We start from the raw sequence: 20,259 nt of genomic DNA on the forward strand, positions 1-20,259 counted from the left end.
TCCGCAAATCTAGGCTCCTTTCGCCTGCCAGCGCGACCAGCCCGACTTCAGGCGCGACCACGCCATCAGCCGGTCGTCGCGCTCGACGACGAACAGCGCACCATGCACACCCAGCAGCAGCACGGTCACGCCGAGAATGAACACGAAATCCCAGGCCCCGCGGTCGAACAGCTGCTCGGCCGCGGTGGCGGCGACCGCCACCAGGGCGACGCCGAACAGGCCCGGCACATAGCCCTGGCCCAGCAGGCGCCCAAGGGTGGTCGGCACCGTGCGGCCATGGACATAGACCAGGAAGATGCTGGTGAACACGAGCGACGCAACCAAGTGGCCCCAGGCGGCGCCGTCGATCCCCCAGCCCGCCACGCCGGTGTAGACGATGGCCAGGCCGGCCAGGGCGCGGGTGACGGCGAACAGGCCGGACACGCGCGGGTGGCCCATGCCGTCGTTGACCAGTGACGGCAAGCTGGTGAGCGAATCGACGAACTGCGACAGCGCCATCACGGCCAGCACCAGCGCACCGGCGCCGGCAAAGTCCTCGTTCATCCAGTAGCCAAGGATCTGGTGGGCGAACACGGCCACCAGCACCAGGATCGCGGCGTTCAGGAAGACCACGTAGCGGGTCGCCTTCAGGTAGACGCGGTCCAGGCGCGCATATTCGCCGCTGGCGGCCAGCGCGCTGGCCGCCGGGAAGAACACGCCGGACAGGCGGAAGGTCAGGCTCAGCACGCGGTTGGCGAGCGTGGCCGCCACCGTGAAATAGGCCAGCCCGGTGACGCCCACCAGGGCGCCGATGATCAGCTTGTCGGCATGGGCGTACGACAGCGTGGCGAAGCGCGACAGGAAGGAATAGGCCGAAAAGCCCAGCAGCGCATTGCGGAACTGCGCTCCCGGCCAGCGCCAGCGCAGGCCGGGCAGCAGGCGCCGGATCGCGCCCCACAGGATCGTGCAATGCAGGGTACTGGCGGCGACGCGCAGCAGGATCACCTCGAACAGGCCGTAGCCGAGCAGCAGCACGCCGACGGTGGCCAGGGGCACCAGGGTGCCGAACACCATTTCCAGGCGCGCCGAGATGTCGTAGCGCATCAGCGATTGCGGCACGCTGTTCAGGTAGCTCTGCAGCTGGCCGGCCAGGAAGCCGAGCGCGGCCAGTTGCAGTGTGGCGACCGCTTCGGGAACGAGGCGCTCGGGCACCGCGAACACACCCTCCACCAGCCAGCCGGCGCTGAAGAACAGGCCGATCGCGCCCAGCAGGCCGATGCCGGTGTAGGTGGCCAGGCCAAAGGAGACGGTCTCGAAGATGCGGTCTTCGTCCTTGCGCGCATTGTGCTCGGCGATGTACTTGACCGAACCGGCGGTGACGTTGATGTCGATGACCGCGAAATAGCCGACGATGGCCGTGACCAGCGAATACAGGCCATAGCCGGCATCGCCCAGTCCCTTGACGACCAGCGGCACGGTGCCGAGCATGACCAGCGCGGGGATGGCCGCGCCGAGCAGGTTCGACCAGGCGTTACGGGCAAGACGCAGGTTCATCAGGCGGGCACCAGGTGGGGACGCGGCGGCGTGAAGGGTTTCATTGCGGGCCTGGTCACCGGCGCCGCCTTGGCCACCGCCATGGCCAGGTAAGGCAGGGCAATGCAGACGGCCAGCATCTGGCTGGTGCGTACCTGCGGGAACGGCGTGCCGATCAGGAAATCGGGAATCATGAAGGCGAGCCCCGCCACCCCGGCGGTGGCCAGGCCGAGCAGTTCCGGCGGCAGTTGCTTGAGGGCGCGGCGTGCGAACAGCACGAAGGTGATCAGGGTGCCGAACAGCAGCACGGTGCCGATCAGGCCGCTCTTGAGCGCGATGTGCAGCACCCCGCTATGCAGGAACAGGCCGCCGTCCGGGTTCTGCTGCCACGAGATGTACTGGTAGCCGGTGTACCTGCCCCAGGTGCCGATGCCGGTGATCGGGTTGGCCAGGAAGTCGCCCAGCGCGAACTTCAGTTCCAGCACCCGCTCGCTCTCGGGACCGAAGCGCTTGGACTGCATGTCGTAGACCAGGCTGGACAGGCCGGTGCCGGCCCCCTTGGTCTGCGACAGGCGTTGCACCGCGACGTAGGTGAGCGCGGCCCCGACCACCGGCAGCCCGGCCGTCATCAGCTGCATGCGGCGCTTGAGCGGGAAGCGCATCATGATCACCAGGAAGGCCAGCATGAAGCCGATCCAGGCGCTGCGGCGGTAGGACAGCAGGATGCACAGCGCGGTGGAAATCAGGGTCATCCACTCGATGCTGCGCCAGAATTTCGGGCGATCCGTCTTGACGGTCTGGAACAGGTGGACGGCGGCGATCGCGAAGGCGATGACGCACACCAGGCTGTCGTTGATGTCGAAGAAGGTCAGGCGGATCTTGATCGCGCCCATGTTGGCATAGACGTTGTTCGGGTCGCCCCCGAAGGCTGCCCAGCGCACCAGGCCGAACAGCGAGCGGCAGAGGCCCACGATCAGGATGAAATGGGTCAGCTCGATCAGGTGCTCGCGGGTGCGGAAGGACAGCAGCATCAGCGAGATCAGCGGCGCCATCCAGATGATGTTCGAGAAGCCCTGCGGGGTCAGCGCCTCGGCCACGGAGACGCCGTTCATCAGGCCCACGGCGAGGTGGCCGAGCAGCAGCACGAACCAGGCCCAGAACCAGGGCCGCAGGTTGCAGGCCGGGGTCGGGTAGCGCTGGAAGGTGGCGGCCACCCGCGCGCAGGCCCAGGCGCCCAGCACGTACCACAGCACCAGGCCGAACAGCAGGAGTCCGGAACCGCGGCTGTAGATGCTGCGGGTGGCGAAGATCGCCATGTTCCCGTAGCTGGTGGAGTTCATGCAGAAGTAAACCGCCAGGTAGGGGTAGACCAGGAAGCGCGGCCATGCGATGCCGATGCCGATCCCCGCGACGGCTGCGATCGACAGGCCGATGATGAAGGCCCACGGCAGCGAGTAATAAATGTATGGGAGGATCGTGTTCATCGGCGCTCGTTACCTTCTCCCTGTCTCAGCCATGCGCCGGACCATGCGCCGCGGGCGCCGCGGCGGCCGCCTCCGGCGCCGCTTCCGGTGCACCTGCCAAGCCCGAGCCCAGCAGGCGCGTACGGTCGCGCGGCGCCATGACGCCCAGCATCTCGGCGACGAAACGGTCCTGCACCCCGTAGGCCTGGGTCTCGTTGGACTGGATGGTCGAGACGCGCACCAGCATGCCGTCCGGGATCTCGCCCGACAGGCCGTAGGCCAGGCGGTGCAGCTTCTGCTGGATGCCGGCGCGCGAGGCGTGCTCGCCGATCGTGATCCAGTAGGTGATCGGCTCGTTGCGCTCGTGCAGGCGCGCCACCAGGCGCTTGACCGGCAGCTCGCCGAAGCGGGTCGTCAGGCTGTCCTCGGCGTCCTTCTGCATCTGGAAGCCCTGGGCCACGTAGCAGACCTCGGGCAGGTGCAGCTGCAGCGCCTTGCTCTGGTCGCCGCCGTAGGCGATCGACAGCATCACGCGCTGTCCCTGGCTGTTGATGTAGGTGCGCGACAGGGTCTGGTCGTAGATCTTTTCCAGCATGCTCTGCTGCTCCGGATCGGGCGCGAGCGGCACCACCGAAGGGTCGATGCGCCAGTCGGCGAAGCGCTGCGGGATCATCTGTTCCAGGCTGAACTGTTCATGCGGCTGCAGCACCCGCGGCTTCGGGGTGAGCGCCCCGGTCAGGGCCGAGGTGCCGGCCATGGCCAGGCCCAGCACCAGGCTGATGGCGAAACGGCGGTTCATGTTGCCTCCTTCAGAGTGCCGGGCATGCGGCGGCCGCCGCCCGCGCCCGGGCCGCCGCCGCGATTGCCGCGGCGCTTGATCCACCATTGCAGGCCGTTGTCGACCGCCAGGATCAGCAGCAGCGCGGTCACGAACAGCACCATGCCTGCGAAGCCATGCAGGAAGCCCTGGCCGGCGGCGTCGCCGAAGTAATAGGTGATCAGGGTCAGCGCGATCACGCGGATCACGTTGGCCGTGAACGAGATCGGGATGATCAGGATCGCCAGCGTGATGTTGCGGAAGGCCGAAGGGTGGCGCATCAGGTTCAGGTAGAACAGGCCAAGCGCTTCCAGCGTCAAGAGGGTCTGCAGGCCGGCGCAGGCATCGGCCACCAGCAGCTGGTACTGGCCCATCTGCAGCACCACCCCCGAGCGCGAGATCGGGTAGCCCAGCGCGAACAGGATGTGCTCGGTCACCCAGGACACCGCCATCTTCATCGGCATCGTCACCGCCGCCACCAGTTCGCTCGGCAGCGGGATCAGGAACAGCATGAAGAAGAACGGGAACCACAGGGTGCGCAGCGCCCGGCTGCCGAACTTGAGCAGCACCAGGGCCGCCATCACCACCACGATCGAGGCCACCTCGAACATCAGGATCTTCTGCGAGCGGCCCAGCAGGTGGAACATCAGGCCGATCGCCAGCACCGGCCAGCCGGTCCAGCTGCCCTCGGGCCTGGGACCGACCGCAGCCATGACTTCGGGCCACTTGCGCCAGATGAGCCAGAGCGCCAGGAAGAAGATGATGGGCCCGTGGCCCTGCTCTTCGCTGATCCAGGCGCCGGTGAACAGGCTGTAGAAAGTGGGGCCGAACAGGATTGCCAGGCCGGCATACACCGGCCACCATTCGGAGATGGAGCCCTTCAGGCCATCGAGGGTCCCTGCCACGGTCGGAGGCGGCAGTTCCGCCTGCGCCCTTGCGTGATCTGGTGCCGCGGTCGCCATCTCAGAACTCCACCACCACCGAGCCGACCACTTCGGCGCCGGATTCGGCCATCTGCTCGGCCATGCGGCTGATGTTGGCGATACGGGTGCGGTGCTTGCAGGCCACCAGCAGCACGCCGCCGGCGCGGCCGGCCACCGCCAGCGCATCGGCCCCGCTGGCAAACGGCGGCAGGTCGTACAGCACCACGTCGTAGCGCGACTCGAGCTGGGTGTTCAGGTTGCGGAAGCCTTCGCGCGCCAGCAGTTCCTGCGGGTTCGGCGGCAGCGTGCCGGCCGGCATCAGGGACAGGTCGACGAAAGCGGGAACGCGCTGGATCACGTCGAGGTCGGCGCGGCCGGCCAGCAGGTCGGACAGGCCCTGGCGCGGCTTGACGCCGAACATCTCCTGCTGGCGCGGGCTGCGCAGGTTGGCGTCCACCAGCAGGGTTTGCTCGCCCAGCTGGGAGAACACCACCGCCAGGTTGGCCGCGAACAGGCTGGAACCGTCTTCCGGGGTCACGCCGGCGATCGCCAGGGCGCGCCGGCCGCGCGCGAACCAGCGCAGCATCAGCTGGCTGCGGATCGCGCGCAGGGCCTCGACCTGGGGCGAAAACGGGTCGTAGGCGGCGACCAGCTTGGGCGACAGGTTGGCCTGCCCTTTTTGCAGGTAGGGATAGGAGAACTGGCGTGCCAGCACCTGCTGGATGTCTTCCTCGCTCACCAGGCCCAGGCGCACGGCGGCTTCGCCGAAGCGGATCCCGAGGTCTTTCTGCATGCGCAGGACACGCTCGGCACTCTCGGGGGTGAGCTTGCCGGAATCGAGCAGCAATGCGCCCATGCTCGAATCGGCCTGAGCCCCGTTGTGCAGTGCGCCCTCGTGGGGTGCACCGGTCGGCAATGCGGATAGCACGGATGAATTCATGGTCGTGTCCTATTCTTTTCTGGTTCGGATGCGCGAGCGCCGCGCGCCTCAGTTCAAACGCAGCAGGCGGCGCGGGGTCATCAGCGCACGGATACCGCCGCTGCGCGGGCGCTTCATGCGCCATTCGATGGTGCCGAGCACCGGGATGCCCAGCATGTCCTTGACGTCGCCGGTCGAGCGGACCGGACGGTTGATCAGTTCCAGCAGCAGGGCCAAGCCGACGCCGAGGATGGTGCCCAGCAGGATCGAGACCAGGGTGTTGAGCAGCACGCGCGGCCCTGCGGGCTCGGTCGGCGGCACCGCCGGGTTCAGGATCGAGATGTCGGACTGCTCGGCCTGGGCCTCGATGCGGGTCTGCGAGAAGCGGTTGCTGGCGGCGTCGAAGGCGCGCTGGGCGCTGTCGAGGTCTTTCAGCATCACGCCGAGTTCGTCGCGGGTGCGGTTCAGTTCGAGCACGCGGGTCTTCTGGGCGGCCAGTTCGGCGCGCAGCTCGGCCTCGCGCTGGCGGTAGACCTGGGCATTGGCGCCCACGCTCTTCGACACGCTGCCCAGGGCGGCGTTCAGTTCGGCACGCATTTTGCTCACCTCGGCCTGGGCCGACTGGTAGGCCGGGTGGTTGCGGCCGTAGCGCGATGCGGCTTCGGCCAGCTTGGCTTCGCCGCTCGCCAGGCTCACGCGCAGGCTCTGCACTAGGGCATTGTTGGCGACGTCGGGCGAGCCGACACCGGTGGCCATGCGTTCGCGCGAGCTGGCTTCCATGGCCTGGGTCTGGGCCGCGACCAGCTGGGCCGACAGGTCGCTCAGGCGCGACAGCTCGACGTCCACGCGGTTGTTGTCGAGGCTGACGATGCCCTTCTCCTGCTGGTATTTCGACAGGCGCGCCTGCGCGGCTTCCAGGTTGTCGCGCAGCTGCTTGGTCTGTTCATTGAAGTAGGACGAGGCTTTCTTGGCCGGCTCGGTCTTGAGCTGGACACTGATCTTCTGGTATTCGTCGGCGAAGGCATTCGCGACGGCGGCGGCGAAGGCCGGGTCGGCGCCCTTGAAGCTGATCTCGACCACGCTCGATTCGCGCGAGGGCATGATCTCGAGTTTCTTCAGCAGCAGGTCGGCCAGCCAGTCGCGCACCGAGCCCTTGCCTTCGCTGGCTTCGCGCCACTGCGCCTGCACGGCCGGGCTCGATGCGAGGCGCAGCGAGTCGACCACCCGCAGGGCCACGTTCTTGCTGGTGATGATGTCCATCTGGGTGGCCATATAGCCCGGCATCAGGTTGCCTGGCATGGTGAGCCCGCTCACCGGATCCACCCCTTTGTAGTTCAACAGCACGGATGCGGTTGCCTTGTAGGTCTTCTGCTGGATCAGGCTCCAGCCCAGCGCGAGCAGGACGGTGACCAGCAGGGTTCCCAGGATGATCTTCTTCCTGGCAAGCAGGATCAGCAGGAATTGATGAACGTTCATGGCCTTACCTTTGCATCAGATGCCTTGACAGCGGGGTGGACAAAACGGGCGCAGCACTAAAGAATTTTCAAAACGGGTGAACAGTGGCAAGCCGATTGATACCGAGAAACCGTAGCGAGCGGAAGCGCTGGCGCTCGAGAAGCGCAGTCGTACGGATGTACGAGGAGCATCGCAGGGCGTCAGCGCGACGCGCAGTAGGTTTATCGGCATCAATCAGAACCAGCTCTCACGCACGACGATGACATCGTCAACCTGGACTGGATCATGTGCCTTGACATCAATCGTCACCGGGTTGCCGCTGGCATCCTTGCGGGTGACTTTCATGCCGTTATTGCTGCCACGCATGCTCAGGCCACCGCCGGCCGAGACGGCCTGCTGCACGGTCATGCCGCGCTCGAGGCGGAACGGACCCGGGCGCTGGACTTCGCCGGTGACGTAGGCACGCGGGGCGCGCTCGACATAGATGATGTCGCCACCGGCCACTTCGTAATCCTTGTTCAGCTCGCCCTTGCGGACCATGTCGACCACGTCGATGGTCTCGCGCGTGGTGTTGCCGTCGCGGGTGCGCACCAGGTTGATGATGTCGCCGCCGTCGCCGTGGATGCCGCCGGCCATCGCCAGCAGGTCGAGCACCTTGCGGCGCCCCTCCACCGCGTAGCGGCCCGGGCGGTTCACATAGCCCAGCACCGACACCTGCTGGCTGGCCAGCGTGGTCACCAGCATGTTGACCTGGGCCTTCTTGAGGTAGCCGCCCTTCTCCAGCATGTCGCCGATCTTCTTCTCGGCCGCGGCCACCGACAGGCCGCCCACCGCGACCTGGCCCAGCAGCGGGAAGGTGATGTTGCCGCTTTCGCTGACGCGGGTTTCGAGCGAGAGGTCGGGACTGCCGTAGACCGACAGCTTGACCACGTCGCCCGGTCCCAGCAGGACTTCGGCGGCAGCGGCGACACCCATGCTCAGGACGAGCGCGGTGGCCATCATCCACTTGACGAATCGTTTCATGATTGCTCCTTCTATTTGTTTTTGGGTCGATGAGTCGATGAGTTCGATTACTTGAGGCCGGCGACGCCGCGTTCGAGCGCGGACTTGTCGGTGGTGGGGCCGCTTTCCGGCGGCGGCGCCACCGAGGACTGGCCTGCCGGCGCCGTCGCCACCGCGGTCGCGGCCGGATCGCCCGCGCCGGCCGGGTCGCCGGCGGCGGGCGCCGCTGCCGGCGACCCGCCCGCCGGGGCGTTCGGATTCGGCTCGTATTCCTTGTTCAGGTAAGCGATCTTGGCGGTGCCGCGCAGGCGCTGGATCTCGGCGGCGGCCAGCTCCTTGTTCTTCTTGTTCGTCAGGTACTGGGTGATCTGCGGGGCGGCGATGGCCAGCGTGACGGGCGCGTCGCGCACTTCGGCGATCGAGATCAGCATGGCGCGGTCGCCTTCCTTGACCGCGAACAGCTGGCCTTTCTGCATCGACAGCAGCTTGGCGGACAGCTGCGCGTTCAGGTCGGCGGTGCTGCGCGTGACCTGGGCGCGGCCGTACTTGATGTTGCGCGCGTCGAGGAACACGGCCACTTCTTCCAGCGACTTGGCGCTGTCGGCCGCGGCGCGCACTTCCGGGGTCAGGTCGCTGGCCGCGAGGATCAGCTCGTTCATGGCGAACTGCTTGCGGTTGCTGAAGAACTGCGGGTTCTTGTTGAAGTAGTCCTCCACTTCGGCCTGCGACGGACGCTGCGGTTCGCCGATGCGCTTCTGCATGTAGGCCTGGGCGATGATCAGCGAACGCGCCCGTTCGATGGCCTGCATCACCTTCGGATCACGGTCGAGCTTTTCCTTGGCAGCCTCGCTTTCCAGCAGTTCGCGGTCGATCAGGGCCTGCAGGACCTGTTTGCCGGCCACCTGCTGCTGCTGTGCGCCGACGCCCAGGCGCTGCAATTCCTCGTTCAGCTGCAAGACGGTGATCTCTTCGCCGTTGACGCTGGCCAGGGCCTGGCCCGGCTTCGACTCCTTGGGTGCTTCATCCTTGCTGCAAGCGGCCAGGGTCGTCGCGCACAACACCAGCGCCGCCGTGGACAGCAGGCGCCTGGGGCTTGGGAAGGAAGTTGGTTTGGCTGCCAAATGGAAGGTTTTCAAGATAGTTTCCTCGACGTTGGTTAGCGGGCGAGCCCGCCGCGTGTTCCTTTTGTTATTCGTGACCTGCCCCGCATCACGGAGCAGATTCAGGACTCATCCATTCTGGGTTCCACACGATTCGCCCTCTGTTCGTCAATTAACAAACTGCTACCGCGACATGTCCCGCGCTTCATGCCAGCGCCCGCGCCGCGCTGCCGGCCGGGCGTCCCAGCAGCTGCGCAGGCACGTCCTGCGAGCCGGCCTCTTCCGCTTCCTGCTCGGCGACGAAGGCTTCGTAGGCACGGCGCAGGCCTTCGTGCAGCGGCGTGCTGGCGCGCCAGCCGAGCGCGGCCAGCTTGGACACGTCGAGCAGCTTGCGCGGCGTACCGTCCGGCTTGCCGGCGTCGAACACGATGCGGCCGCGGTAGCCCACAGTCTCGCCCACCAGCCGCGCCAGCTCGGCGATCGTGACGTCCTGGCCGGTGCCGACGTTGATGTGCGAATGCATGGGGTCGGTGTTGGCCGCATACACGTCAATCGGCAGGTTCATCACGTAGACGCTGGCAGCCGCCATGTCGTCCACGTACAGGAACTCGCGCATCGGCTTGCCGCTGCCCCAGATCACCACTTCCGGCGCATTGCTTTCGCGCGCTTCGTGGAAGCGGCGCAGCAGGGCCGGGATCACGTGACTGTTTTCCGGGTGATAGTTGTCGCCTGGACCGTACAGGTTGGTCGGCATCACGCTGCGGTAGTCGGTGCCGTATTGCCGGTTGTAGCTCTCGCACAGCTTGATGCCGGCGATCTTGGCCATGGCATAGGGTTCGTTGGTCGGCTCGAGGATGCCGTTCATCAGGTATTCCTCGCGGATGGGCTGCGCCGCCAGGCGTGGATAGATGCAGGAGGAACCGAGGAACAGCAACTTCTGGACGCCGGCGCGCCATGCTTCATGCACGACATTGGCCTGCACCATCATGTTGTCGTAGATAAATTCGGCCGGATAGGTATTGTTGGCATGGATGCCGCCCACCTTGGCCGCGGCCAGGTAGACCTGGTCGATGTGTTCGGTACGGAAGAATTCGCGCACCTGTACCTGGTCGGTGAGTTCCAGTTCGGCATGGGTACGGGTGACGATGTCGGTGTGTCCCTGTGCGCGCAGGGCGCGCACGATGGCGGAGCCGACCAGGCCACGATGGCCGGCGACATAGATACGAGGCTGATTATTCGACACGCTTACTCCAGTGAAAGTGCAACGTTGTAGCCATGCGATGCGAGCAGCTTGTGGCGGCGCGCCGTGTCCAGGTCGTGCGCCACCATTTCCTGCACCATCGCTTCGAAACTGGTTGTCGGTTCCCAGCCGAGGCGCTCGCGCGCACGGCTCGGGTCGCCCAGCAGGGTCTCGACCTCGGTCGGACGGAAATATTGCGGGTCCACCGCCACGATCGGCTGGCCTACCACCACGCCCGGCGCATTCTCGCCGCGGATGGACGCCACCAGGCCGCGCTCGTCGACGCCCTGCCCCTGCCATGCGATCTCGATGCCCAGCTCGCGTGCGGCGATCTCGACGAAATCGCGCACCGCATACTGGCGCCCGGTGGCGATCACGAAGTCTTCGGGCTTGTCCTGCTGCAGCATCAACCACTGCATGTGGACGTAGTCGCGGGCATGGCCCCAGTCGCGCAGCGCGTCGAGGTTGCCGAGGAAGAGCTGGGGCTCGAGGCCCTGGGCGATGTTGGCCAGGGCGCGGGTGATCTTGCGGGTGACGAAGGTCTCGCCGCGGCGCGGCGATTCGTGGTTGAACAGGATGCCGTTGCAGGCGTACATGCCGTAGGCCTCGCGGTAGTTCACGGTGATCCAGTAGGCGTACAGCTTGGCCACGGCATAGGGGCTGCGCGGATAGAAGGGCGTGCTTTCGCGCTGGGGGGTCTCCTGCACCAGGCCGTACAGCTCGGACGTCGAGGCCTGGTAGAAGCGGGTTTTCTTTTCCAGCCCGAGGAAGCGGATCGCCTCCAGCAGGCGCAGGGTGCCGATGCCGTCGACGTCCGCGGTGTACTCGGGCGACTCGAAGGACACCGCCACGTGGCTCATCGCGCCCAGGTTGTAAACCTCGTCGGGCTGTACCTGCTGCAGGATGCGGGTCAGGTTGGACGTATCGGTGAGGTCGCCGTAGTGGAGGAAGAAGCGCGGATTGTCTGCGTGCGGGTCCTGGTAGATGTGGTCGATGCGCCCGGTGTTGAACAGGGAAGCGCGGCGCTTGATGCCGTGGACCTCGTAGCCCTTCTCGAGCAGCAGCTCCGCCAGGTAGGAACCATCCTGACCGGTAACGCCGGTAATCAGTGCTTTCTTCATATGTTTTCCCTTGCGGAACTAGGCAAACACCAGCCCCGGCAGTTGCAAACTCATCAACGATTCTACGCAGCTCGTGTGGTCATGCAAGCAAGATACCAATCGTGCGCGTGGCTTTTAAGTTGACCTTAAGCGAATTATTGCCAACTTGAATTTAAAGTGTTTTCACTGGTAAATAAGCACACGTTGCGAGCAGTTAATTACATTTCGCACCGACCTCGATCTGTCCATCATCCTGCTATTCGATGCCTGTCGCAACGCCGGGTTCAATATGCGCCCGGTGCGCGCTCAGTGGGCGCTCAGTGCGCGTTCTTGCGGGTCAGCACGACTTTCACCGTCTTGATGATGATCCAGAGGTCGAGCCACAGCGACCAGTTGCGCAGGTAATCGAGGTCGTACTGGATGCGCGCCTCCATCTTGTCGAGCGTGGCGGTCTCGCCACGCAGGCCGTTGACCTGGGCCCAGCCGGTGATCCCGGGGCGCACCTTGTGGCGCAGCATGTAGCCCTTGATCAGCTTGCGGTACTGCTCGTTGTGGGCGACCGCGTGCGGGCGCGGCCCGACCAGGCTCATGCGCCCCTGTAGCACGTTGATGAACTGCGGCAGCTCGTCGAGCGAGGTGCGGCGCAGGAAGCCGCCGACCTTCGTGACGCGCTGGTCGTTCCTCGAGGCCTGCACCACGTTCGGGCCGTCCTCGGTGACGGTCATCGAGCGGAACTTGTAGACGAAGATCTCCTCGCCATACAGGCCATAGCGGCGCTGGCGGAAGATGACGGGGCCTGGCGAACTGAGCTTGACGGCGATGGCGCTCGCCAGCATCAGGGGCGCCAGCAGCACCAGGATGATGCTGCCGATCACGATGTCGCTGCCGCGCTTGATCACGCTGTTCCAGCCCATGAAGGGGGTCTCGCTGATCGCGATGACGGGCATGCCGCCGACGGTATCGAACCTGGCCTGCATCAGGTCGAACACGTAGACGTCCGGCAGGAAGTAGACCGAGGCGGTGGTGTCCTTCAGTTCGTCGATCAGCTTGCGGATGCGCGGCTGGGCCGAGATCGGCTGGCTGATGAAGATCATCTTGATGTTGTGCTGGCGCACGTAGGCGCAGACGTCGGCCATGCCGCCCAGCACCGGATGCCCGATTTCGCTCGGACGGCGCTCATCGTTGCGGTCTTCGAAAAAGCCGCAGACTTCCATGAACAGGTTGGGGTGGCGCTCGCACACCTTGGCGAACTTGATGCCGACGTCGTTGATGCCGACCACGACGATCGAACGCACTTCGCGCTTGCGGTCGCGGCTGCCGGTGGCCTTGCGCACCGCCAGGTGGCTGGCCAGGATCGTCACCGGCGTGGCGATGAACCAGGCCAGCAGCACGCGCTCGTCGTAGAAGTACTTCAGGCCGCTGGCCGAACCCAGGAAGTACAGCACCGCGATGGTCAGGCACCAGCCGAACACGGTATCGCGTGCATAGGCCAGCATGCGGCCGCTGCGCCAGGTGCGGTAGGGATCGACGTGCTGGTAGACCGAGGACGAGATGAAGAACGCCAGGATCATCAGCACCAGCGAATACCCGGAAAACGGCTCCTGGTAATACAGCGTGGCCAGATACAGGGTCCCCATGATGATCAGGGGATCGAGCACGCGCTGGAAAAACGAGATGATCGGAATATCGTTTACCGTCATAAGTCACTTCGTGGGTGCTTCAGAACAGCACGTTCGCGTTCACCATCACGGTGTTGGCGTCGAATTTGCCCAGGTTGAGCGTCTGCGAACCGCTGCGCGACTGGTGCTGCCAGCCGGCCGAGACCGCGATCTTGCGCTTGACCTGCCAGGTGGCGCGCAGGCTGGCCGTCTTTAGCGAGTCGTCCAGGTCGGACAGGCCGCTCGCTGCGACCGAGCGCGGGTTGTAGGCGCGCTGTTCGTAGGCGGCGTTGGCATCGACCTTGATCTTGCCGGTGGCCTGCCAGGTGGCGCCGATGCTGGCGCCGCGGTTCAGGGTGTAGCTGACGATGGTGCTCTCGATCGGGGCGAATTCGCGCCACAGCGAGGCGTTGTAGGTCACCTTGCCGCGCGGCTGGTAATAGGCGTTCACGCGGCCGTTGAAGCCCTTGGTCGTGCCCTCGCCGAACGAAGGCTGCTCGCGCCGCACGTAGCCGGCCAGCGCCTGCACCGTGGTCGAACCGGTGGCGTACCAGTTGACGCGCACTTTCAGTTCGTCCTGGGTGAAGTCGTCGTTCAGCACGCCGATCGTGGTCGGGCGCCGGAACGGGTACTCGCCCTTGAGGCGGCGCGCCACCAGGCCCACCGAGCTGCCGCTCTTCGGACGGTACAGCAGCTCGACTTCGGAGGCCTTCTCGGTGCGGTTGTTCCAGCGCTGGCGCACCAGCTCGTATTCGTAGCGTTCGTGGGTGAAGCCGGTGCGCAGCTTCCAGCTCGGGTGCATCTTCCAGCCGGCATCGAACCATTTGCGGCGGCGCTCGCGCACATTGCGCTCGTCGCTGAAGAAGTCGGTGTAGGAAGCCAGCGTGCGGTCGTACAGGGTGCCGGCCTGCCCTTCGAACTTGTTGCCAAGTTCCCAGAACCAGGTGGCCTGCAGGTCGCGGCCGTCGTAGTCGAGCTGCTTGAAGAAGTCGAAGTCGACCTTCGAGGCCTTGGCCACCACCGCCACGCGCTGGCGGCTGATGCGCTTGTTGTACACAACGCCGGCCTCGGCCTGGCGCCAGCGGTCGCTGCGCTTGCCGCCGAAGGCCGGACGGTTGTCCGGCACGCGCAGCAGGTTGTCGTCGTAGCCCCAGCCGATGCCGCCGTAGAGCTTCAGGCCTTCTTCCGGCTGTTGCTGCTGCTGGGCGGCCGCCTGGTGGGCCGGGAACATGAACATCGTCCCGATGAGCAAGGCGATCGGGCGGAGGGATGGGTGGCGTAAAGGCATCATGTTGTTTGTCTTTTCTGATTCATTGCGCTTGGGATGGTGAAGCTTCGCCTGCGGATTACCAGAAGGCCCAGCTGCCGGTCGCGACCACCCAGGCGCCGAGCAGGCCGTTGGTGACAGCGTGGGCGATCACCGCGGACCACAGGTTGCGATGACGCATGTAAAGGAGGCTATAGGCCACACCGGCGACGATGCCGGCCAGCCACAGGTTGTGTTCGAAACCGAACAGGACGACCGACACCAGGAAACCCTTGATGCCGACCCGTGCGGGCTCCAGGGCTTCGAAGTCGGCGGCGTCGACCCAGCGCATGACGAAGGAGCGCCAGAACAATTCTTCCATGACGGGCACGACCAGGGCGGCGCCGGCAATGCGGATGACGATCAGGAGCCAGTCGAGCTCGCCATTGGTGCGCGGGTCGTAGCCGGGGCTCGAACCGACCGTCATCCAGGGGGCGTCGAGATTAATCCAGAGCACCAGCACCACGATACCGGCCAGCACCGACACCAGCAGCTGGGCCGCGCCGGGCAGCGGCGCGCGCAGCTCGTGGTAGCGGCGCCAGAACACCGCCAGCAGGACGGCCACGACGCCGATCTGCACCGGGTAGAGCCAGCGCAGCTCGGCGCGCGACAGGCCGGTGCGCTCGAGCATGTCGCCGAGGATGATGAAGAAGATGTAGGCGCCGAAAGGCAGGATCCGCGCCCAGGCGGCGCGGCTGAAGAGGGGTGCGTCGACCGATAACGCGGATGCTGCGGATGGAGCGGTACGGGATTCGTTGTGCTCGGTCATGTCCGGACGTTACTCCTGGTCTGTGCAGGCGCCTGGCCTGCCCCGTTTGTTACGCTACTCGCCCCGTGCGCGGGCTTCGATGCGCTCCCAGCGTTCGAGGGCGTCGAGCAGCAGCTCGTCGATCTCGGCGTGGCGCTCGCTCAGGCGGCGCGCGTCGCCGGGATTCTGCTTGTAGAAGTCGGGCGAATTCAGCTGGGCCGTGATCGCCGACTGCTCATCTTCAAGAGTCGCGATCAGCTGGGGAAGTTCCTCCAGTTCGCGCTGTTCCTTGTAGCTCAACTTTACCTTTTTACCAGACCCGCTCTGTGCGGTAGATGACATTTCACCAGCTTTGGCTGCCGGGTCGACCGGGGTCGCCGAGGGCGCGGCGCCCTTGGCAAGAGTGGCGGCGGCCTTCGTTGCAGACGCGGCATCGTTGGCGCGCGCGCGTTCCCAGTCGGTATAGCCACCGACGTATTCGCGCCACAGTCCATTCCCTTCAGCAACGATCACCTGGGTCACGACGTTGTCGAGGAAGGTACGGTCGTGGCTGACCAGGAACACGGTGCCCGTGTATTCCTCGAGCAGTTCCTCGAGCAGCTCGAGGGTTTCGATGTCGAGGTCGTTGGTCGGCTCGTCCAGCACCAGGCAGTTGGCCGGCTTGGCGAACAGGCGCGCCAGCAGCAGGCGGTTGCGCTCGCCGCCCGAGAGCGACTTCACCGGCGAGCGGGCACGTTCCGGTGCGAACAGGAAGTCGCTGAGATAGGTCATCACGTGCTTCTTCTGGCCGTTGATCTCGACCCAGTCGCTGCCCGGCGAGATGGTGTCGGCCAGGCTCGCCTCGTCGTTGAGCTGGGCGCGCATCTGGTCGAAATAGGCGACGTTCAGCTTGGTCCCCAGCTTGGCCGAGCCGCTGTCGGCGGTCTCGTCGCCCAGGATGATCTTCAGCAGCGTGGTCTTGCCGGCGCCGTTGGGCCCGATCAGGCCCACCTTGTCGCCGCGCAGGATCGTGCCGGTGAAGTTGCTGACGATCACTTTCTCGCCGTACGACTTGGAGATGTTTTCCAGCTCGGCAACGATCTTGCCCGATCGCTCGCCGGCGCCAACATCGAGACGGACCGTGCCCTGCTGCTCGCGGCGCGCGGCGCGCTGCAGGCGCAGCGCTTCCAGGCGGCGCACCCGGCCTTCGTCACGGGTACGGCGGGCCTGCACGCCCTTGCGGATCCAGACTTCTTCCTGGGCCAGGAACTTGTCGAACTTGGCGTTCTCGACTTCCTCGTTGGCAAGCAGCTCGCGCTTGCGTTCCTGGTAGGTGGAAAAGTTGCCCGGGAACGAGAGCAGGCGGCCACGGTCGAGCTCGATGATGCGGGTGGCGACGTTGTCGAGGAAGCTGCGGTCGTGGGTAATGAACAGCACCGAGCCGCGGTACTCACGCAGCAGGCCCTCCAGCCACTTGATCGAGGTGAAGTCGAGGTGGTTGGTCGGCTCGTCCAGCAGCAGCACGTCGGGTGCGGAGACCAGCGCCACGGCCAGGGCCACGCGCTTCTGCATGCCGCCCGACAGCGTACCCATCTTCGCTTCACGGTTCAGGCCCAGGCGGTCGAGGGTGGTGTCGACCTTGTGCGCCAGATTCCAGCCGTCGACGGCGTCGAGCTTGACCTGGATCTCGTGCATGCGCTCCATCAGGGCATCGTCGTTGTCGCCGCCGAACTGCCCGGTGAGCGACTCGTACTCGGCCAGCATGGCCTGCTGGTCGCCCATGCCGGCGGCCACCGCATCGAACACGCTCGCGTCCGGATCGAAGACCGGTTCCTGCTCGACGTAGGCGATCTTGACGCCCTGCTGCATGACCAGCAGGCCGTCGTCGAGCCTGGAGCGGCCGGAGATGATCTTCAGCAGCGAGGATTTGCCGGTGCCGTTGCGGCCGATCAGGCCGACGCGCTCGCCGGTCTCCAGGGAAAAGTCAGCGTGGTCGAGCAGCGCGACGTGGCCGAAGGCCAGTTGCGCGGAAGTGAGGGAAATGACAGCCATGATCCGTGAACCTGCCCGACACGCAAGGCGGCGGGCGCAAAATGTTGAAAGAAGACGCCATTGTACCGACTGGCGCCGTGGTTTCGGCGGCGTGCTGCCGCCGCCATCTCAGGCGAGGGGCGTTTCCACCTCGGCCAGCCAGGCCGCCAGCGCATCGGTCTCGACCGGCTTGACGAAATGGACGTCGAAGCCCGCCGCTTCGGTTTCGCGCCGGTCGTGCGGCTGGCCATAGCCGGTCATGGCCGCCAGCCTGACCCGTTCCAGGCCGGGCAGCCGGCGCAGGCGGCGCGCCAGTTCCTTGCCGTCCATGCCGGGCAGGCCGATGTCGAGCAGGCAGACGTGCGGCATCAGCTGGCGCGCGCGCTCGAGCGCCGCAGCCGCGCCGAACTCGACGCTGACCTCATAGCCGAGCAGGCCCAGGAACATCGCCACCAGTTCCGCCGCATCGGTATTGTCGTCGACCACCAGCACGCGCAGCGCCGCAGGAGCCTGCTGCAGCGCATGCTTGCTCGCCTGCCCCGCGCTGCGAGCGCCCTGCTCCAGCAGCGGCAGCCTGAGCGTGAAGGTGCTGCCGCGCCCTTCGCCCTCGCTGGCCGCTTCCACGCTGCCGCCGTGCAGCTCGGCCAGGCTGCGCACCAGCGCCAGCCCGATCCCGAGGCCGCCCTGCGAGCGGTCCGGACTGCGTTTGCCCTGGTAGAACAGCTCGAAGGCGCTGGCCACCAGCTCCGGCGCCATGCCGATGCCGTTGTCGCGCACCGCCAGCACGGCGCAGCCGTCCTCGACGCCGCCGGAGAGCACGATGTGGCCGCCCGCCGGGGTATACCGGGCGGCATTGCCGAGGATGTTGGCCAGCACCTGTACCAGGCGCTTGCGGTCGCCGTTCACGGTCACGCCGGCGCAGGCGAGCCGCACCTCGAGCCGGTGCGTCCTGCCCTCGAGCAGCGAACGCACCTGTTCGACGGCGTCGTCGACGACCTGCGACAGCGGCAGGTCGTCGCGCTCCAGGCTGACCAGGCCGCGCGTGACGCGCGAGACATCCATCAGGTCGTCGATCAGGCCGGTCATGTGGGCGGTCTGGCGCGAGATCACCGCGCCCACCTGGCGCACCCGCGCCGGATCCTGCGCCGCCATCGCCAGCAGCGATGCGGCGGTGGCGATCGGCGCCAGCGGATTGCGCAGCTCGTGCGCCAGCATGGCCAGGAACTCGTCCTTGCGGCGGTCGGCGTCCTGCAGGGCTTCCTGGGTCAGCTTCTGCTCGTGGATATCGGTGCAGGTGCCCATCCAGCGCACGATGCCGCCGTCCTCGCCCCGCACCGGCAGTGCGCGCCCCAGCACCCAGCGGTAGCTGCCGGTGTGGTGGCGCAGCCGGTATTCGATCTCGTAGGGTTCGCCGGTGCGCAGCGAATGGCGCCATCGTTCCCAGGCCAGCGGCTGGTCGTCCGGATGAAACAGGGCATTCCAGCCGGCCCCGTCGGTCGAGCCGTAGGGCATGCCGGTGAAGGCATACCACTGGTCGTTGTAGTAGTCGTGGAAGCCGTCCGCACGGGTCGACCACACCGACTGCGGCATGGCGTTGGCGATCACCCGGAAGCGCGCCTCGCTTTCCTTGAGGGCACGCTCGGCGCTGCGGATGCCGGAAATGTCGAGCACGTAGGCGATGCCCTCGTCGGCGCTGCCATCGACGTTGGCGGCGCCGAGGTAGACCGCGGCGCGGCTGCCGTCGTTGCGCAGGTACTCCTTTTCATACGGCTCCATCACGCCGGTCGCGCGCAACTGGGCCCAGCCGCGTTCGTCGGCCTCGTGCCATTCGGGCGGAGTCAGCTCGCGCCAGGACAAACCGGTGCGCTCCAGGTCGGCGCGCGTCACCCGCAGGATGTCGAGGAAGGCATCGTTCGACTCGATCAGGGTGCCGTCGAAGCGGTATTGCACGATGCCGAGCACGTTCGATTCGGCCAGGCGCCGGAAGCGCGCCTCGCTGCGCCGCAAGCCGGCTTCGGCCTCTTTCTGGGCCGTGACGTCGAGCGCCACACCCGGCAGCCACTCCGGTTGTCCGTCGTCCCCGAAGCTCACCTTGCCGCGCGCCTCCACGTGGCGCCAGCGGCCGTCCGCGCCGCGCACGCGGTAGTTGTCGCCGAAGGCTTCGCCGCTCGCCAGCGCGTTCGCAATGCGTGCCTGGACCCGGGCCACGTCGTCCGGATGGATTGCCGCCAGGTAGGCTTCGACCGGGCCGCCGTCGATGTCCCTGGCCGGCACGCCGTACAGGCGCGCAAGGTTGGCGTCGGCATACAGCCGGTTCTCGCGCACGTTCCAGTTCCAGGTCGCGACCTGGGCTGCGCCGAGCGCGCCTTCGAGCCGCATCTGGGCGTCGCGCAGGGCCGCCTCGCTGCGCTTGATGGCATCGAGGTCGGTGGTCTCGGTGACTGCGCACACGAAGCCGCGCACCGTGCCGTCCAGGCGCCGCAGCGGCGAATAGGTGAACGAGAACCAGGCCTGCTCTTCGAGCCCGTTGCGGGTGACGATGAAGGGCGCATGGGTAAAGCTGGCCGTGCGCCCCGCCATCGCCTGGGCCACCGCCCCCGCCACCTTGGGATAGGATTCAGGCCAGACGGCGGCAAACGGCCGGCCCAGCGCTTCCGGATGGCGCCGGCCCAGCACCGGCACGTAGGCATCGTTGTACAGGAAGGTTTCCTCGCTTCCCCAGACGATGAAGGTCGCGACGGCCGAGTCGAGCATCCGGCGCACCGCGTGCTGGAGCGCCGGCTCCCAGCCGCCAGGATCGCCGCAAGCGGCGGCGTTCCAGTCGTGCTCGGCCATCAGGGTTTCGACAGCGCCAGGCTGGCCGGGGGAGGAAGCGGTGAGGAACATCGTGCGGGTCCGGTTGGGGCAAGGGCGCTGCCAGGGCCGTGCCACGGAAGCAGGAGGCGCTGCCGGGGATTGGCGGCGCGCGGGAAAGTATAGCCGAGATGATGGAAAATCACGCCCGGG

At 66.4% G+C, this 20,259-nt stretch carries 15 protein-coding genes; all 15 read right to left on the reverse strand.

Going from position 1 to position 20,259, the window contains the following annotated elements:
• Positions 1-9: 9 nt before the first annotated feature.
• The 15 genes from YWC_RS0107195 to YWC_RS31490 all read right to left on the reverse strand — a co-directional run bounded on the left by YWC_RS0107195 (position 10) and on the right by YWC_RS31490 (position 20,139).
• Positions 10-1,533: an oligosaccharide flippase family protein gene (locus tag YWC_RS0107195; protein ID WP_027864759.1), complete on the reverse strand. Its 1,524-nt coding sequence runs from the start codon at positions 1,531-1,533 to the stop codon at positions 10-12.
• Positions 1,533-2,996 carry an O-antigen ligase family protein gene (locus YWC_RS0107200; RefSeq protein ID WP_027864760.1) on the reverse strand — a complete coding sequence of 488 codons (1,464 nt, stop codon included), beginning with the start codon at positions 2,994-2,996 and terminating at the stop codon, positions 1,533-1,535. Before YWC_RS0107200 ends, YWC_RS0107195 begins: the two co-directional genes overlap by 1 nt.
• 25 nt (positions 2,997-3,021) lie before the next feature.
• Positions 3,022-3,774 (reverse strand): exosortase-associated protein EpsI, B-type, encoded by a 753-nt coding sequence (gene epsI / locus YWC_RS0107205; protein ID WP_027864761.1) that lies wholly within the window; start codon positions 3,772-3,774, stop codon positions 3,022-3,024.
• Positions 3,771-4,754 (reverse strand): exosortase B, encoded by a 984-nt coding sequence (gene xrtB, locus YWC_RS0107210; RefSeq protein WP_036213524.1) that lies wholly within the window; start codon positions 4,752-4,754, stop codon positions 3,771-3,773. Before xrtB ends, epsI begins: the two co-directional genes overlap by 4 nt.
• Position 4,755: 1 nt before the next feature.
• Positions 4,756-5,655 carry a chain length determinant protein tyrosine kinase EpsG gene (gene epsG, locus YWC_RS0107215; protein ID WP_229413036.1) on the reverse strand — a complete coding sequence of 300 codons (900 nt, stop codon included), beginning with the start codon at positions 5,653-5,655 and terminating at the stop codon, positions 4,756-4,758.
• Between the two features lie 48 nt (positions 5,656-5,703).
• Positions 5,704-7,110, reverse strand: coding sequence for a chain length determinant protein EpsF (gene epsF / locus YWC_RS0107220; RefSeq protein WP_027864764.1), 1,407 nt, complete (start codon positions 7,108-7,110; stop codon positions 5,704-5,706).
• A gap of 213 nt (positions 7,111-7,323) precedes the next feature.
• Entirely contained in the window at positions 7,324-8,112 is a 789-nt protein-coding gene (gene epsE, locus YWC_RS0107225; RefSeq protein WP_027864765.1) for a polysaccharide export protein EpsE, read from the reverse strand.
• Between the two features lie 47 nt (positions 8,113-8,159).
• Positions 8,160-9,227, reverse strand: a complete 1,068-nt coding sequence (locus YWC_RS0107230) for an EpsD family peptidyl-prolyl cis-trans isomerase (RefSeq protein ID WP_051306302.1) — start codon at positions 9,225-9,227, stop codon at positions 8,160-8,162.
• 169 nt (positions 9,228-9,396) lie between these two features.
• Positions 9,397-10,434 (reverse strand): GDP-L-fucose synthase, encoded by a 1,038-nt coding sequence (fcl, locus tag YWC_RS28635; protein ID WP_229413037.1) that lies wholly within the window; start codon positions 10,432-10,434, stop codon positions 9,397-9,399.
• Between the two features lie 2 nt (positions 10,435-10,436).
• Complete coding sequence (gene gmd / locus YWC_RS0107240) at positions 10,437-11,552, reverse strand: GDP-mannose 4,6-dehydratase (RefSeq protein WP_027864767.1); 1,116 nt, start codon at positions 11,550-11,552, stop codon at positions 10,437-10,439.
• Positions 11,553-11,848: 296 nt separating this feature from the next.
• Positions 11,849-13,231, reverse strand: a complete 1,383-nt coding sequence (locus tag YWC_RS0107245; RefSeq protein WP_027864768.1) for an undecaprenyl-phosphate glucose phosphotransferase — start codon at positions 13,229-13,231, stop codon at positions 11,849-11,851.
• Positions 13,232-13,250: 19 nt separating this feature from the next.
• On the reverse strand, positions 13,251-14,480 hold the full coding sequence (gene epsL, locus YWC_RS0107250; protein ID WP_229413038.1) for an XrtB/PEP-CTERM-associated polysaccharide biosynthesis outer membrane protein EpsL: 1,230 nt from the start codon (positions 14,478-14,480) through the stop codon (positions 13,251-13,253).
• 55 nt (positions 14,481-14,535) lie between these two features.
• Positions 14,536-15,264 carry a CAAX prenyl protease-related protein gene (locus YWC_RS0107255; RefSeq protein ID WP_084416344.1) on the reverse strand — a complete coding sequence of 243 codons (729 nt, stop codon included), beginning with the start codon at positions 15,262-15,264 and terminating at the stop codon, positions 14,536-14,538.
• A gap of 54 nt (positions 15,265-15,318) precedes the next feature.
• Positions 15,319-17,274: an ATP-binding cassette domain-containing protein gene (locus YWC_RS0107260; protein ID WP_027864771.1), complete on the reverse strand. Its 1,956-nt coding sequence runs from the start codon at positions 17,272-17,274 to the stop codon at positions 15,319-15,321.
• 108 nt (positions 17,275-17,382) lie between these two features.
• Positions 17,383-20,139 (reverse strand): PAS domain-containing hybrid sensor histidine kinase/response regulator, encoded by a 2,757-nt coding sequence (locus YWC_RS31490; protein WP_051306303.1) that lies wholly within the window; start codon positions 20,137-20,139, stop codon positions 17,383-17,385.
• Between the last annotated feature and the right edge of the window lie 120 nt (positions 20,140-20,259).

The organism is Massilia alkalitolerans DSM 17462, assembly GCF_000427785.1.
In the GTDB taxonomy this organism is placed as follows: domain Bacteria; phylum Pseudomonadota; class Gammaproteobacteria; order Burkholderiales; family Burkholderiaceae_D; genus Telluria; species Telluria alkalitolerans.

Bases quoted from the DNA above. Each gene is read 5' to 3' on its own strand.
- YWC_RS0107200 (WP_027864760.1), bottom strand. From the start codon at position 2,996: ATGAACACGATCCTCCCATACATTTATTACTCGCTGCCGTGGGCCTTC.
- YWC_RS0107245 (WP_027864768.1), bottom strand. From the start codon at position 13,231: ATGACGGTAAACGATATTCCGATCATCTCGTTTTTCCAGCGCGTGCTC.
- YWC_RS0107260 (WP_027864771.1), bottom strand. From the start codon at position 17,274: ATGGCTGTCATTTCCCTCACTTCCGCGCAACTGGCCTTCGGCCACGTC.
- epsG (WP_229413036.1), bottom strand. From the start codon at position 5,655: ATGAATTCATCCGTGCTATCCGCATTGCCGACCGGTGCACCCCACGAG.
- YWC_RS0107255 (WP_084416344.1), bottom strand. From the start codon at position 15,264: ATGACCGAGCACAACGAATCCCGTACCGCTCCATCCGCAGCATCCGCG.
- epsE (WP_027864765.1), bottom strand. From the start codon at position 8,112: ATGAAACGATTCGTCAAGTGGATGATGGCCACCGCGCTCGTCCTGAGC.
- epsF (WP_027864764.1), bottom strand. From the start codon at position 7,110: ATGAACGTTCATCAATTCCTGCTGATCCTGCTTGCCAGGAAGAAGATC.
- YWC_RS31490 (WP_051306303.1), bottom strand. From the start codon at position 20,139: ATGTTCCTCACCGCTTCCTCCCCCGGCCAGCCTGGCGCTGTCGAAACC.
- xrtB (WP_036213524.1), bottom strand. From the start codon at position 4,754: ATGGCGACCGCGGCACCAGATCACGCAAGGGCGCAGGCGGAACTGCCG.
- epsL (WP_229413038.1), bottom strand. From the start codon at position 14,480: ATGATGCCTTTACGCCACCCATCCCTCCGCCCGATCGCCTTGCTCATC.
- gmd (WP_027864767.1), bottom strand. From the start codon at position 11,552: ATGAAGAAAGCACTGATTACCGGCGTTACCGGTCAGGATGGTTCCTAC.
- epsI (WP_027864761.1), bottom strand. From the start codon at position 3,774: ATGAACCGCCGTTTCGCCATCAGCCTGGTGCTGGGCCTGGCCATGGCC.
- YWC_RS0107195 (WP_027864759.1), bottom strand. From the start codon at position 1,533: ATGAACCTGCGTCTTGCCCGTAACGCCTGGTCGAACCTGCTCGGCGCG.